This is a genomic window from Streptomyces sp. NPDC087420, from assembly GCF_044744165.1.
Classification (GTDB): Bacteria; Actinomycetota; Actinomycetes; order Streptomycetales; family Streptomycetaceae; genus Streptomyces.
Window position 1 is genome coordinate 485,433 of the sequence record NZ_JBIUXU010000001.1, and the last position, 14,350, is coordinate 499,782.

Below are 14,350 nucleotides of genomic sequence, written 5' to 3' on the forward strand. Positions count from 1 at the left end.
ATGACCACCGACACCGTAGATCTCATCGACCTCCACGCCTGGGCGGGCGAGGAGTACGAGTTCCCCGCCTCCGACGCCCAGAGCCGCCTGCTCGTCCTCGACCAGATGGACCCCGGCACCGCCCAGTACAACGTGCCCGCCGCGTTCGCCGTGCGCGGTCCCTTCGACACCACCGCGTTCCACCGCGCGCTGGACGCGCTCGTCGCCCGCCACGAGTCGCTGCGGACCGTCTTCCGTACCGCCGCCGACGGCACCCAGGCGCAGATCGTCTCCACCGCCGGACGGGCCGGGTTCACGGTGGAACGGGACGTGCCGGCCGGCCGGGTGGACGCCCTGGTCCGCGCGGAGGCCGCCCGCCCCTTCGACACCGGCGCCGGACCCCTGCTGCGCTGCACCGTGTACGCCGTCGACGACGGCACCCACCGGGTGCTGCTCGTCGCCCACCACCTCGTCTGCGACGGCTGGTCCCTCGGCCTCATGCTGGACGAGCTGTCCGCCGCGTACGGGCACGGGACCGGCGGCCCGCCGCACCACCCGGCCGGCCTCCCGCTCCAGTTCGCGGACTACGCCGCCTGGCAACGGGAGCGCCAGGCCGACGGCGCGTTCAAGGAGGCGGCGGCGCACTGGGCCGAGCGCCTGCGCGGCGCGCCCGCCGTCATGGAACTGCCGCTGGACCGGCCCCGCCCTCCGGTCCGTACGTCCGCCGGCGGTGTCGAGCGCTTCCTGCTCGACGCCGGGATCAGGGAACGCCTGGCGGAGGTCGCCGCGGGCCAGGGCGCCACTCCGTTCATGACGATGTTCGCGGTGTACACCGCGTTCCTCGCCCGGATCTCGGGCCGCGACGACCTCGTCGTCGGCTTCCCCGTGTCGGGCCGCGACCGGCCCGAACTGGGCGGCATGATCGGCATGCTGACCAACACCCTGGCGCTGCGCGTCGACGTGTCGGGCGACCCGTCCCTCGACCGGCTCACCGGCCGCATCCGTGCCGCCCTGCTGGCGGCCAGGCCCCACCAGGACGCCCCGTTCGAGGCGGTGGTCGACGCCCTCGCCCCGGTCCGCGAGACCAGTCACGACCCCGTCGTGCAGGTGGCGCTCACCTACGACGACGAGGCGGAGGTCGCGCTGGACCTGTCCGGCGCCGACACCGAGCGGCTCGCCCTCACCCTTGACACCGCCAAGTTCGACTTCCTCCTCTTCGTGGAGCGCTGGGGCGCCGACCTGGCCGCCCAGTTCATCTACCGCGCCGACCTCTTCGACGCCGCGACGATACGCCGCTGGACGGTCAACTTCCGGACCCTGCTGGACGGCCTCCTCGCCGACCCGTCCGCCCCGCTGTCCTCCGTCGACCTGGTGCCGGCCGACGAGCGCCGCCGTACCATCGCCGGCGCCGACCGCATCGCGGAGGCCGCGCCCCTGGACCGCCTGGTGCCCGACCTGATCGCCGACCTGGCGGCGGCACGCCCCGACGCCACGGCCCTGGTCAGCGGCGATCTCCGGCTCAGCTATCGCGACCTGCTCGCCCGGGCCGACGCCCTGGCGGCCCGGCTGCGCGCCGCCGGCGTACGGCCGGGATTCCGCGTCGGCCTGCTCCTGCCCCGCTCGGCCGACCAGGGCATCGCGGCCCTCGCGGTCCTGCGCGCCGGTGGCGCGTACGTCCCGCTGGACCAGGCCCACCCGCACGCCCGGCTCCGCCACATGGTGGAGAGCTCCGGCACCGGACTGCTCCTGACCGCCCGTGGGACGGCGGAGAAGGGGGAGCGCCTGGAGGTGCCGTGCGTCCGCCTCGACCGGCCGGCCGTCACCGACCCCGTCCTGCCGGGGGCGGCCCCCACCGGTCCCGTCCGGGCGCCGGGTCCCGAGGACCTCGCCTACGTCCTGTTCACCTCGGGCTCCACCGGCGTCCCCAAGGGCGTCGCCGTCGAGCACCGGGCCCTGGTCAACCTCACCCGCGCGGTGCGGCACTCCTTCCCGGTCGACGCGGACGACCGGGTACTGCAATTTGTGTCGTTCGGCTTCGACGTCGCCGTCTCCGACCTCTTCTTCCCCTGGGTCGCGGGCGCGGAGCTGCACATCCCGAGCGAGGACGAACGGATCGGCGAGGCCCTCCTGGACAAGCTGCGGGAGTCCCGCATCACCTATGTGTTCCTGCCGCCGTCCGCCGCGATGCTGCTGCCCGACCTCACCGGACAGCTGCCCGACCTGCGGACCGTCGGGGTCGGCGGCGAGGCCTGCCCGCCCGAGCTGGTCGAGCGGCTCAGCGCGCCGGGACGGCGGATCGTCAACGCGTACGGCCCCAGCGAGGTCACCGTCTACGCCACCACCGCCGACCTGGTGCCCGGCGAGCCCGTGGTGCTCGGCGGCGCGGTCGCCGGGGCCCGGGTCTACGTCCTGGACGAGCTGCTCAGGCCCGTCCCCGCCGGGGTCGCCGGCGAGATCTACATCGCGGGCGCCTCCCTGGGACGCGGCTACATCGGACAGCCCGGCATGACCGCGGAACGGTTCGTCGCCGACCCGCACGGAGCGCCGGGCACCCGGATGTACCGCAGCGGCGACCTCGGCCGCATCGACGCGGGCGGCCTCATCCACTACCTCGGACGCAGCGACCTCCAGGTCAAACTGCGCGGCGTACGCATCGAACTCGGCGAGATCGAGACCCTGCTGGCCGCCACCCCGGGCGTCGCCCTCGCGGCGGCCACCGTCCGGGGCACCGGCACCGAACAGCGCCTGGTCGCCTATGTCGTGGGCCGGGACGGGGCCGCGCCCCCGGACGCCGCGCTGCGCGCCCATCTCGTCACGAAGCTGCCCGGCTTCATGGTGCCCGAGGTGTTCGTACGCCTCGACGAGATGCCGCTCAGCCGCAACGGCAAGATCGACCGGGCCCGGCTCCCCGCACCCGCCGTCCTCCCGTTCCCGCAGGACGGCCCGCCCGCCGTCGCGGGCACCCCCACCGAGCGGCTCGTGGCCGGGGTGTGGGCGCGCGTGCTGACCCTCGACCGGGTCGCCGTCCACGACAACTTCTTCGACCTGGGCGGCAATTCGGTACGGATGCTCAGCGTCCTGTCCGCCCTGCGCGAGCGGCCGGAGCTGGGCGACATCAGCCTGGTCGACCTGTTCCGCCACCCCACCGTCGTCACCCTCGCCGCCCACCTCGACCGCGCGAACGCCGCGCCCACCGGGCGGGCCCCCGCCCCCGCACACCCCGCCGAGACGGCCGCCGCGCGCGGCGTCGACCGGCACGCACGCCGCACCGCCGCCGCCCACCGACTCAGCTCCCGGAAAGGCTCCACACGATGACCGAGAAGGCAGCAGCCACCGACACCACCCCGGCCGAGTCCGCGATCGCGGTCGTCGGGATGAGCGGGCGCTTCCCCGGCGCCCCCGACCTGGACGCCTACTGGAGCAACCTGCTCGGCGGGGTCTGCTCGGTGACCGACTTCACCGAGGACGAACTCCTCGCCGACGGCGCCGACGCCCGGGAGGTGAGAAGCCGCGACTATGTACCGGCCAAGGGCTTCCTGCCGGACGCGGACCGCTTCGACGCCGAACTCTTCGGCTTCAACCGCACCGAGGCCACCGCCCTCGACCCCCAGCACCGGCTGCTCCTCCAGACGGCCTGGGCCGCCCTGGAGGACGCCGGCCGCAACCCGCAGGGGGGATCCGCGCGCACCGGCGTGTACGTCGGCGGCGGCTCCACCGAGCACATGCTGGCCGCCGCGACCGACCCCCGGCTCGCCGCGTCGATCGGGGCGCTCCAGGTCCGCATCCTCACCGACCGCGAGTTCCTCGCCCCGTGGATCTCCTACCGCCTCGGTCTGGAGGGCCCGAGCCTGACCGTCCAGACAGCCTGCTCGACCTCGCTGACCGCCGTCCACCTCGCGGTGCAGTCGCTGCTGCTCGGCGAATGCGACACGGCACTGGCCGGCGGCGTCGCCGTGGACACGGTGCGCAAGCGCGGGTACGTCCACACCCAGGGCGGGATCTTCTCGCCCGACGGTCGCTGCCGCCCCTTCGACGAGCGGGCCGGCGGCACCGTACCCGGCAACGGGGTCGGAGTGGTCGTGCTGCGGCGGCTGTCCGACGCGCTCGCCGACAACGACCCGATCAGGGCCGTCATCCGGGGCAGCGCCGTCACCAACGACGGCGCCACCAAGGTCGGGTTCACCGCCCCCGGCGTCGACCAGCAGACCGCGGCGATCGTGGAGGCCTGGGCCGCCGCCGGGCTCGACCCCGCCGACGCCCAGTACCTGGAGGCGCACGGTACGGCCACCGCGCTCGGCGACCGCGTCGAGGCGGCGGCGGCGACCGCCGCGTTCAAGGGGGCGCTGGGCACCGGCCGGATCGGCATCGGCTCGGTGAAGTCCAACATCGGACACCTGGACGCCGCCGCGGGCGTGGCCGCCCTGATCAAGTCGGTCCTCATGCTGGAGCACGCGACCCTGGTGCCGAACGCCAACGCCGGCCGCCCGCACCCCGACATGGCCTTCGACGACTCGCCGTTCCACGTGGTCGACCGGGCCGCCGCCTGGGCGGAACCCGAACTCGGGGCGCGCCGGGCCGGCGTCAGCTCGGTCGGCATCGGGGGCACCAACGTGCACGTCGTCGTGGAGCAGGCGCCGGGGCGCGCCGCCGCCGGGGAGCCGGACGCCGGGTCCGTACCGGAGGTCCTGCTGCTGTCCGCCCGTACGAGGGAGGATCTCGCCGCCCTCGCCGGCCGGCTGGCGGCGGCGCTGCGGGCGCCCAGCGCCCCGTCCCTCGCCGACACCGCCCACACGCTGCGGGTGGGGCGCGCCCCGATGGACGTCCGCGGCTATGTGCGGGCGGGCGACCTGGCGGGCGCGGCGGCCGGGCTGGCCGAACTGGCCGGGGGCGCCCTGGCCGCCGGTGGGCTCGACCCGCTGGGCGAGACCTGGCTCAGCGGCGGTCCCGTGCCCGAGGCGGGCGGCGGCCGGCGGGTCGCCCTGCCGGCGTACCCCTTCGCGGGCGAGAGCTTCGGCGCCTTCGACCTCACCCACCGCGCGGTCCGCGAGGAGCGGCCGGAACAGCCCGAGGAAGCGGGCGAGTCCGGCGCCGGCCTGGAGCAGGCCGTCCGCGCGCTGCTCGCCGACGCCGTGGGCCTGGAGGACGCGGACGACCCGGAGATGACGTACTTCGCGGCCGGCGGCGACTCGCTGACCGCCGTCCACCTGGTGGGGTGCCTGCGGGACGACTTCGACATCGACGTCCCCATCACGCTGTTCCTGGAGCAGCTGACCCTGCATGAGATGGCGCGCCGGATCGCGGCGGCCCGCGGCGGGGACGACTCGCTCGACGCCCTGCTCTCGGAGTTCGAAGCGGAGTGAGCGACGCCCGACGCCACACGGCTTGACCGCACGCCAAGGGCCTGGGGCCGGATCCCGGAAGGGATTCGGCCCCAGGCCCTTTGCGGCGGCGGAAGCCTCAGACGGACGTGCTGCCGGTGCCCGTACGGGTGGCGGTACGGTCCTGACGCCCGGCCCCCGCCACGGACGCGGCGACGAGATCCGCCACGTACGGCAGGTGGTCGCCCAGGAAGAAGTGCCCGCCGGGCAGCACGTGCCGCTCGAACGGGCCCTCGGTCTCGCGCTCCCAGGCCAGTACCCGCTCGACGTCCACCCGGGGGTCGTTGTCCCCGGTCAGCGCGGTGACCGGGCAGCCCAGCGCGGGCCCCGGGCGGTGGGTGTGGGCGAAGAGCATGGCGTAGTCGGCGCGAAGCGGCGGCAGCGCCAGTTCGAGGATGTCCGGGTTGCTGAGCAACTCGTCCTCCGTGCCGGACAGCAGCCGCATCTCCCCGATCAGGTCCTCGTCGCTGGGCGGGTTCGGCAGCCGTATCCGCTGGGCCAGCGCCGGACCCTCACGCCCCGAGACGAACAGCGCCACCGGCCCCCGCCCCTCCCGTTCGAGCCGGCGCGCCGTCTCGAACGCCAGGATCGCGCCCATGCTGTGGCCGAACAGCACCAACGGCCGGTCCCCGCCCGCGGGGAGTCCGGCCACGACGGCGTCCACCACTTCGCCGAGCCGTTCGGTGAACGGCTCGGCGAAGCGGTCGTGCCGCCCGGGGTACTGCACGACCAGTGTTTCCGCCGTCCCCCCGACCGCGATCGACAGCGGCAGATAGGCGCCCGCCGAGCCACCGGCGTGCGGGAAGCACAGCAACTGCGCCCCGGCTTCGGGAGCCGGGCGAAAACACCGTGTCCAGTTGTCCACAACATCCCTTCTCTCGTATGGGATCGGTCCCGGTCCTGATCCGGTACCGGGCCCGCTCACCGTCCCGCTGCGACCCAGCTTTCCAGCTGTTCACGGGTGGTGGCGGGGTCCGCGACCAGAACGGTGAGTTCGTCGTCGCGGGAGTTGAGGGTGGAAATGGCCGGGCAGCGGTGGCAGGCCTCGACTCCTGTCTGGTTCCACCACTTGCAGTGCGGTCGGAGGTGGCACCGTGGCACGGCGCTCGCGCCGGTCGCGGCCGGCACGGTCTTGATGCGCTCGATCAGACCGCAGGCCTCGCCGACCCGGTTCGCGCAGTCCGACACGCAGTGCGAGGCGAACCGGAGCACCCGGCTGGGTGCGATTCCCTCCGGGATGCTGCCGAGTACGTCGGCCGCCGGTACGGGTTCCGCCAGGTAGACGACCTGATCGCCGTCCCCCGACCGGACGCCGAGGACAACGCTCTCCGGGCGGCTCGCATCGCCGCTCGGACACCAGGCGACGGGGGTCTCCCGCACGTCCTGAGCACGGTCCGCTGAGCTGTCCACGGTGCTCACCTCCATTTCGTCAGCAGGAAAGGGCGCGGATGCTCGCGGTGACTTCGGAGATCATCCCGACGGTGATGACGCCACCGGTGTCCCCCTTCTCCTGCGCGGTGGCGACCGCCTGCGCGATGCTCGTCGCGAGCTGCTCCTGCGATGTGATGCGCTCGGGACGCGGGGCCGCGGCGGCGGAGGCGGTGCCGCCCGCCGTCACGAGCCCGGTCACGAGCGCCACGGCCGCCGCTGCCGTACGAAGGTTGTTGTTCATTCGTCTCCTCCATGAAGTCGTCTGACGCGTACAGGAGTTGACGGTAGGACCCGGGAACGCCCCGGATCGGCAGTTGCGGCGGCACCTTCGTACGGGCGGGGCTGCCTGGTCGGTACGGTGTGCCGGCGATCGCCCCGGCGTACCGGCGCACGCTCAGCGGGCGGGGCCGCCGCCACCCCGCACGGGCGCGTCCCCCTTGCCACGCTCGTCGTTGTACTCCTTCCGCCGCATGCGTTCACCCCGTTCTCGAACCGTGGACCATGGTGGCCGCCGGAGCCGACACGCCGTCAAGGGAGTTCAGCGACCTCAGAGGTTCGGTGTCGGACATGTCCCGATTGTTGACATCGTGTTGCATTCCTGTGGCCAGGTGGAACGTCGCCTTCTGTGGCGAATTCCGGCGCCTTATCGTGACGGTTCCGGCAAGAGGAAGCAGGGCAGACGTGACTGTCACCGACGAGTACCTGGCCAACAACGAGTCCTACGCTGCCGCCTTCAGCGGGCCGCTCTCCCTCCCCCCGTCCCGCCGGCTCGCGGTTGTCGCCTGCATGGACGCGCGCATCGACGTGTACCGCGTCCTCGGCCTGGAGGAGGGTGAGGCGCACGTCATCCGCAATGCCGGCGGCGTGGTCACCGACGATGTCATCCGCTCCCTGACGATCAGTCAGCGACTGCTGGGCACCACGGACATCCTGCTCATCCACCACACGGACTGCGGCATGGTCACCTTCACGGACGACGCCTTCAAGCAGCAGATCGAGGAGGACACCAGCATCCGTCCGTCGTGGGCCCCGGAGGCGTTCCGGGACGAGGAGAACGACGTACAGCAGTCGGTGCGCCGCATCAGGGCCAGCCCGTTCGTGCCGCACAAGCGGAACGTCCGGGGCTTTGTCTTCGACGTGGCCCGCGGCCGGCTCAACGAAGTGAAGTGACGCCCTTCTCTCCGCCGCCGTCGTGGAGTCCGGCCGTCCATTTCTCCTCGATACGGCCGAATTTCCACACCGCCATCGCGACGATCCAGGTGGCGAAGAAGAGTCCGACGATCACAAATCCGACGATGTTGAGATCGAGCCCGCCCACCCAGTCCCAGAAGACACCGTGCAGCCCCAGCTTCTCGGTGAGCAGGCCGAGCAGTTCCACGGTCCCGATGATGAGCGCGACGGCGACCGACAGACCGGTGATGGTGAGGTTGTAGTAGACCTTGCGGACCGGCTTGGAGAAGGCCCAGCCGTAGGCGAAGTTCATGAACGAGCCGTCGATGGTGTCCAGCAGGGACATCCCGGCGGCGAAGAGCACCGGCAGGCAGAGGATCGCGTACCACGGCAGCCCGGAGGCGGCGCCGGACCCGGCCAGCACCAGCAGCGCGATCTCGGTGGCGGTGTCGAACCCCAGGCCGAACAGCAGCCCCAGGGGATACATCTGCCACGGCTTGGTGATCGACTTCATCACCCGCCCGAGGAGCCGGTTCATCAGCCCCCGGTTGTCCAGGTGTTCCTCCAGTTCCGCCTCGTCGAAGTGCCCGGACCGCATCTTCCGGAAGACCCGCCAGATCCCCACCAGGATCAGGAGGTTGATCCCGGCGATGAGGTAGAGGAAGACCCCGGAGACCGTCGTCCCGATGAGGCCGGTGGTGTCGTGCAGCCGGCTGCTGTTGTCGCTGACCGGTCCCGCGAGGGCCTTCACGCCCAGAGACAGCAGGAAGGCCAGGACGAAGACCACACTGGAATGACCGAGGGAGAACCAGAAACCCACCGACAGCGGCCGCTTGTCCTCGTTCATCAGCTTGCGGGTCGTGTTGTCGATGGCCGCGATGTGATCGGCGTCGAAGGCGTGCCGCATGCCCAGCGTGTACGCGGTCACGCCGATGCCGACGCCGAACGACTTCGTCCCGACGCTGTGGTGTTCGGGGGCCACGATCGCCACCAGCGTGAACCAGCCGATCACATGCAGCGCCAGGACGAAGGCGCCCATCCCGCCGAGCCGCGTCCACTCCTCACGGGTCATCGAGGCGCGCAGCCGCCGCCACCGCGATCCGGTGGCGGGCCGCGGCGGGGTGGAGGTGGTCGTCATGGAGCTGCTTTCCTCGGTCCGTGTACGCTCCATCCACCCAATGGCCCATGAACCGCAACTGCAACAAAGTCGCAGTAAAGCCGGGGAAGCCGCCGGGCGGGATCAGCCGCGGGTACGTCTCCGGTGACTCGTGTCGCACCACGGGAAGCGCCGGCTGCGCCGGCAGGTGCACAGCGCGACCCGGAACCGGTCCGAGGTGGCGGTCGTGCCGTCGTCCAGCTCCACCGTCACCGGGCCGTCGACGAGCAGCGGACCGTCACGCTGCACGCGGAGCCGGACGGGCTCCGGCTCCTCAGCGGGATCGCGCGCCACGGGCGGTCACCGTCCCTTGCCCGGGCCGGTGCGCAGCGACGTGTGGCCCGCCCGCCAGCACCCCAGGAGGCGCTCGCCGAGACGGCTCTCCAGGTGGGTCGTCGCGTCGATCCCGAAGGTGACGTCGGGCGCGAGGTGCGGCTCCTCCTCCAGCAGCCCCCCGACCACCTCGTGCCGCATGACCTGCTCGTGCACGGCGTCGGCCTCCACGTGCTCGGTGTGGAAGAACTCCGCCGCCGGTCCCGCCCCCGTCCGCTTCATCGCCAGCGCCAGCCGCCGGGAACCGGGCGACGACGTGATCTCGACGCTCGCGTAGTGCCCCACCAGCGCGCCGCGCAACTCCCGGTGCAGCCCCAGCAGGGACATCAGGTTGACGGTGGCCAGCATCTCCGCGCACGCCGCGTCGAGATGGCGGCCGTACGTGGGATCCAGGTCCAGATCGGTCATCAGCTCCGCGAACAGCCGCGCGTGCACCCGCTCCGCCCGGCCCGCCCCGAACTCGTCGAACTCCACCGCCGCCATGCCGGCCTTGGCCCGGCCCCACAGCCTCGGCAGCACCCAGGCGTGCGGATCGGCCTCCTTGAGGTGGTAGAGCGAGCGGTGGACCGCGTACTCCCGTACGTGCCACAGCTCGCCCTCGTCCTGGAGAAAGACCGAGACTCCCGTCCCCCCGTCCCGCGCCGGCTCGACCAGCAGCTCCGCCATCGCCTCCTCGGGGTCGTCGTGCCGGGGGGCGTCCCGGCGCAGGGCGTCCAGGAACCGCTCCTCCATGCCGGCCCGCGCCGCCAGCAGGGCCGGGTCCCATTCGAGGGAGGCGTCCACCCCCGCGAAGCCCCGGTAGTGCAGTTCGTAGCAGACGTACAGGGCCAGCTGGAGGTCGTCCCCGTACGGATCCGCCGTGCGCGCGCCCGCACGGCCGGGCGGCGGCGTCCCGTCGCGCAGGAAGCCGATCACCGCCGCGGACAGCTCACCGCGCGCGGCCGGCAGCGCGGGACCGTGTGTGTCGATTGCCATGACACACCTCTACCCGCTGACCTCCGCAGGCTGACCGTAAAAACAGTATTTGATGCGTTTTGGCCCAGCTGCCTGAAGGCCGGACGGGAATGAGCCACCACCCACATGAGTTTCACGCCGTGCGGTCCGTGGCGCAGCCGCACCAGGACCGCACCGGGAGGAGAGAATCGCGACGTGACGGAAGCTACACCGGAGTCCGGCTACGCGGGGCGGACGGAGTGCGCCGAGGTGCGCACCCCCTGGAGGACGTTCCTGCGCACCGAGACGGGCAGCGCCGCCGTCCTGCTGGTGGCCGTGATCGCCGCCCTGATCTGGGCGAACATCGACCTCTCGTCGTACGACACCTTCTGGCACAACGGCCTGTCCGTGAGGATCGGGTCCTACGGCCTGTCGATGGACCTGCGGGCGTGGATCAACAGCGGGCTGATGACGATCTTCTTCTTCGTCGTCGGCCTGGAGGCACGCCGCGAGTTCGACACGGGCGAGCTGCGGGAGAGGCGCCGCGTCGCGCTGCCCCTGGTCGCCGGGATCAGCGGCATGGCGCTCCCCGTCGCGATCTACCTCGCCATCAACGCCGGAGACGGCAGCGTGCATGGCTGGGGCGCGGCGATGTCCACGGACACCGCCTTCGCCCTCGGCATGCTCGCCCTGCTCGGCAGACGCCTGCCCGGCGGGCTGCGCGCCTTCATCCTCTCCGTCGCGGTCGTCGACGACTTCGTGGCCCTGGCCGTCATCGCCGTCGCCTACAGCGAGAACGTCGACATGGCGGCCGTCTTCGCCGCCGTCGGCCTGCTGATCGTCATCGTGGTGCTGCGCCGGGTGGGCCTGCGGCGGGGCGCGGTGTACGCGGTCCTGGCCGTGGGCGTGTGGATCGCTCTCCTCGAATCGGGGGTCGACCCGGTGGTCACCGGGCTCGCGATGGGGCTGCTCACCTTCGCCTACCCGGCGTCGCGCTCCGACCTGGAGCGCGCGAGCGGGCTCTTCCGCCGCTTCCGCGAACAGCCGACCCCGGAGCTGGAGCGGTCGGCGCGGATCGGGCTGGCCTCGGCGGTCTCGCCGAACGAGCGGCTCCAGCGGATGTACCACCCGTGGAGCAGCTATGTGATCGTGCCGCTGTTCGCGCTGGCCAACGCCGGCATCCGGATCACCCCCCACGAGCTGTCCCAGGCGTTCACCTCGCCGATCACCCTCGGGATCCTGGTCGGCTTCGTGGTCGGCAAGCCGGTCGCCATCCTGACCGCCTCCTACCTGGCCACCCGCCTCAGCGGCGGGAAACTGCGGCCCCCGGTGGGCTGGGGCGCGACGGCGGCGGGCGGCACGATCGCCGGGGCCGGCTTCACGGTGTCGCTGCTCATCGCGACCCTGGCGTTCCACGGGGACCAGCTGGAGGAGGCGAAGATCGGCACCCTCTCCGCCCTGATCTGCGCCTTCCTCGTCACCTGGGCGGTGACCGCCGTCATCGGCCTGCTGCCCCGGAAGCGGCGCAACCGCGCCCTGCTCGGCACGTCCGAACAGATCGTCGACCTCGCCGTCCCCGTCGATCCCGACCGAGACAAGGTGCGCGGCCCGAGGGACGCGCCGGTCACGGTGGTCGAGTACGGCGACTTCGAGTGCCCGTACTGCGGCCGGGCCGAGTCGGTGATCCGCGACCTGCTCGCCGACTTCGGGGACGTACGGTACGTCTGGCGGCACCTGCCGCTGACCGACGTCCACCCGCAGGCCCAGCTCGCCTCCGAGGCGTCCGAGGCGGCGGCCGAGCAGGGCGCCTTCTGGGAGATGCACGACGTGCTGCTCGACCATCAGGAGGCGCTGCGCCCGCAGGACCTGCACCGTTACGCGGAAGAGCTGGGCCTGGACGTGGAGCGCTTCCGCAAGCACCTGCGCAAGCACATGGGCGCCGCGCGGGTCGGCGAGGATGTGGACTCGGCGGACCTCAGCGGGGTGTCGGGGACGCCGACGTTCTTCATCAACGGGCGGCGCCACCGGGGCGCGTACGACATCGGGCATCTCTCGGCGGCGGTACGGGCGGCCAGGCAGCGCGCCGCGCTGGCCCCGGGGGACTGAACCCGGGGAGCCGGCGCCCCGCCCCGGGTCAGACCCGGCGGCCCCCGGCCGCGTGGGCGCGCCGGCGTCCGCGCCCGCGCGGCCGACCGCGCTTGGACCACATCAGGAAGCTGGTCACCAGCAGATAAGACGTGGCCACGACGGCCACCGCCTCGACGACGACAGTGAAGACCTTGTCGCCGTACCAGATCGGCTCGTACATGTCGGGGAACGGTCCCCACGCCCCGATGTCGGCGTACCGGTAGATGAGCAGGAGTGTCAGTCCTCCGGCGGCGACCGACCAGGCGAACAGCTCGGCCGGCCACCGCCGCCACAGCAGGATCAGCAGTGCCGCCGCCGCGGCGAAACCGGCCTCGATGCGGAAGAGCGTCCCCTGGCTGATGTCGGCACTGACGAGGTCGTACCGGTCGGCCAGGTGGGCGTGCAGATAGGAGTCCAGCGCCAGACCGACGGCGGCGAGCAGCCGTGCGGCCTCCCTGACGAGCCTGCGGACCAGGCGGGTACGGCGGGGTACGGCGGTGGGGTCTGTTGCCATGACGTCTCCAGGTGCACCGTGGCCGGGGAAGCCTCAGCCGGGGAAACGGCCGGGGAAACCGTGCCGGGAAAGCAGAGGGTCAGCGGACGGTGAGCGTCCCCTTCATGAAGGGGTGGATGGTGCACATGTACTTGTACGCGCCCGGCTTGGTCGGCGCCGTGAAGGTGGCCGACTTGCCGGGCGCGATGTCACCCGTGTCCCACGCCTTGTCCGTGATGGCGGTCAGCGTGTGGGTGGTGGTGTCGTTGTTGGTGACGGTGATCTTCGTGCCGGGTGCCACGGTGAGCTTGTCCGGCATGAACTTGAAGTTCTTGATGCTGATCTTCGCCTTGGCGTTGCTCGACGGTGAGGCCGACGACGGCGGGGACGACGACGCGGGCGGCGACGACGCGGGGGCCGACGACGCGGGGGCCGAGGATGCGGGCGCCGACGACGCGGGGGCGGAGGAGGAATCCGACGAGCCGCTGTTGTTGCCGCTGTCGGAACAGCCCGCGACAGCGGTGAGACAGGCGAAGGCGAGTGCCAGGGCGAGGCGGGCGGAGCGACGGGACGGCATGAAGGTCTCCGGGGATCGGACGGGAGGTGGTGCGGGAGGGCGGGAGCCGGGGGTCAGTAACCGGTGCCCGGGTTCTGCGACTTCTTGGTGATCTGCTTGCCGTCGGTGCCCATGACGTACCACTTGGCGCCGAAGGCGTTGACACCCTGTCCGTTGGTGTTGCCGGGCTGCGGATCGCCGGAGAAGCGGTAGAGGGGGTGGCCGTGGTAGGTGACCTGCTTCTTGCCGTCGCTCCTGGTGCTGGTGGAGAGCAGATTGGACTTCACGCCCTTGCCCGCGGTCGGCTTCGCGGTCACGGTGAACGGCGGCCACGCCGTGGCGCATCCCCCTTCGCAGGTGGACTTGGACGTCTTGTCCTTGTCGAACACGTAGAGCGTCCGGCCCTTGTGGTCGAAGAGGATCGTGCCGAGCGGGCCCTTGGACGAGTTCACCTTCGCCGCGGCGGAGGGCGACGTGGAGGCGGCCACTTCGGCGGCCGGGGGCGCCGAGGTGGCGGCGGCCGCGGAAGCGGTCTCGGCGGTGCCAGAGGTCGAGCCGCCGCCGTTGTCGCTGCCGGAACAGGCGGTGACCGCCCCGGCGATCAGCACGGTGGCGGAGACTGCGGTGAGCACTCTGGTGCGGTACGGCGTCATGGTGAGCTCCTCGGGAGAGGGGGGCCGCCCGGTCCGGGCAGCACACGACCCGCTCGATCGGGGTCGCACATTCCCAGTGGAGGACAGCCCGCGCGACCCGGCCACCGCGCTTCGGCCGTCCGGCCGTACCGGACCGCTCTC

At 72.3% G+C, this 14,350-nt stretch carries 13 protein-coding genes; 4 read left to right on the forward strand and 9 right to left on the reverse strand.

The genetic code is table 11. The features are described 5' to 3' along the window. Together ACIO1C_RS02075 and ACIO1C_RS02080 are read left to right on the forward strand one after the other, a co-directional pair. Positions 1-3,294: an amino acid adenylation domain-containing protein gene (locus tag ACIO1C_RS02075; RefSeq protein WP_401857291.1), complete on the forward strand. Its 3,294-nt coding sequence runs from the start codon at positions 1-3 to the stop codon at positions 3,292-3,294. Beyond that, a complete protein-coding gene (locus ACIO1C_RS02080; protein ID WP_401857293.1) occupies positions 3,291-5,339 on the forward strand; it encodes a beta-ketoacyl synthase N-terminal-like domain-containing protein in 2,049 nt (682 codons plus the stop codon). The genes ACIO1C_RS02075 and ACIO1C_RS02080 overlap by 4 nt, the downstream gene beginning before the upstream one ends. A gap of 97 nt (positions 5,340-5,436) precedes the next feature. Here the strand turns inward: ACIO1C_RS02080 and ACIO1C_RS02085 are convergent, their stop codons facing one another. The 3 genes from ACIO1C_RS02085 to ACIO1C_RS02095 are packed head-to-tail and all read right to left on the reverse strand — an operon-like array spanning position 5,437 to position 7,029. Further along, positions 5,437-6,222, reverse strand: coding sequence for a thioesterase II family protein (locus ACIO1C_RS02085; protein WP_401857294.1), 786 nt, complete (start codon positions 6,220-6,222; stop codon positions 5,437-5,439). A gap of 56 nt (positions 6,223-6,278) precedes the next feature. Next, positions 6,279-6,767: a hypothetical protein gene (locus ACIO1C_RS02090; protein WP_401857296.1), complete on the reverse strand. Its 489-nt coding sequence runs from the start codon at positions 6,765-6,767 to the stop codon at positions 6,279-6,281. Positions 6,768-6,786: 19 nt separating this feature from the next. Continuing rightward, positions 6,787-7,029, reverse strand: a complete 243-nt coding sequence (locus ACIO1C_RS02095; RefSeq protein ID WP_401857298.1) for a hypothetical protein — start codon at positions 7,027-7,029, stop codon at positions 6,787-6,789. Between the two features lie 440 nt (positions 7,030-7,469). Between ACIO1C_RS02095 and ACIO1C_RS02100 the strand changes: the two genes are divergently transcribed. Then, positions 7,470-7,958: a beta-class carbonic anhydrase gene (locus ACIO1C_RS02100; RefSeq protein WP_401857299.1), complete on the forward strand. Its 489-nt coding sequence runs from the start codon at positions 7,470-7,472 to the stop codon at positions 7,956-7,958. Here the strand turns inward: ACIO1C_RS02100 and ACIO1C_RS02105 are convergent. The 3 genes from ACIO1C_RS02105 to ACIO1C_RS02115 all read right to left on the reverse strand — a co-directional run bounded on the left by ACIO1C_RS02105 (position 7,942) and on the right by ACIO1C_RS02115 (position 10,422). Then, a complete protein-coding gene (locus ACIO1C_RS02105; protein ID WP_401857301.1) occupies positions 7,942-9,096 on the reverse strand; it encodes a HoxN/HupN/NixA family nickel/cobalt transporter in 1,155 nt (384 codons plus the stop codon). The genes ACIO1C_RS02100 and ACIO1C_RS02105 overlap by 17 nt on opposite strands. A gap of 102 nt (positions 9,097-9,198) precedes the next feature. Further along, positions 9,199-9,408 carry a CDGSH iron-sulfur domain-containing protein gene (locus ACIO1C_RS02110; RefSeq protein WP_401857303.1) on the reverse strand — a complete coding sequence of 70 codons (210 nt, stop codon included), beginning with the start codon at positions 9,406-9,408 and terminating at the stop codon, positions 9,199-9,201. 6 nt (positions 9,409-9,414) lie between these two features. Continuing rightward, on the reverse strand, positions 9,415-10,422 hold the full coding sequence (locus tag ACIO1C_RS02115; RefSeq protein WP_401857306.1) for an iron-containing redox enzyme family protein: 1,008 nt from the start codon (positions 10,420-10,422) through the stop codon (positions 9,415-9,417). Positions 10,423-10,596: 174 nt separating this feature from the next. Between ACIO1C_RS02115 and nhaA the strand changes: the two genes are divergently transcribed. Continuing rightward, positions 10,597-12,486 carry a Na+/H+ antiporter NhaA gene (nhaA, locus tag ACIO1C_RS02120; RefSeq protein WP_401857308.1) on the forward strand — a complete coding sequence of 630 codons (1,890 nt, stop codon included), beginning with the start codon at positions 10,597-10,599 and terminating at the stop codon, positions 12,484-12,486. Positions 12,487-12,514: 28 nt separating this feature from the next. On the opposite strand, the gene ACIO1C_RS02125 is transcribed toward nhaA, so the two are convergent. The 3 genes from ACIO1C_RS02125 to ACIO1C_RS02135 all read right to left on the reverse strand — a co-directional run bounded on the left by ACIO1C_RS02125 (position 12,515) and on the right by ACIO1C_RS02135 (position 14,209). Beyond that, positions 12,515-13,021: a hypothetical protein gene (locus tag ACIO1C_RS02125; RefSeq protein ID WP_401857311.1), complete on the reverse strand. Its 507-nt coding sequence runs from the start codon at positions 13,019-13,021 to the stop codon at positions 12,515-12,517. Positions 13,022-13,100: 79 nt separating this feature from the next. Continuing rightward, entirely contained in the window at positions 13,101-13,577 is a 477-nt protein-coding gene (locus ACIO1C_RS02130) for a cupredoxin domain-containing protein (protein ID WP_401857313.1), read from the reverse strand. 53 nt (positions 13,578-13,630) lie between these two features. Beyond that, on the reverse strand, positions 13,631-14,209 hold the full coding sequence (locus ACIO1C_RS02135; protein ID WP_401857314.1) for a hypothetical protein: 579 nt from the start codon (positions 14,207-14,209) through the stop codon (positions 13,631-13,633). Positions 14,210-14,350: the final 141 nt, after the last annotated feature.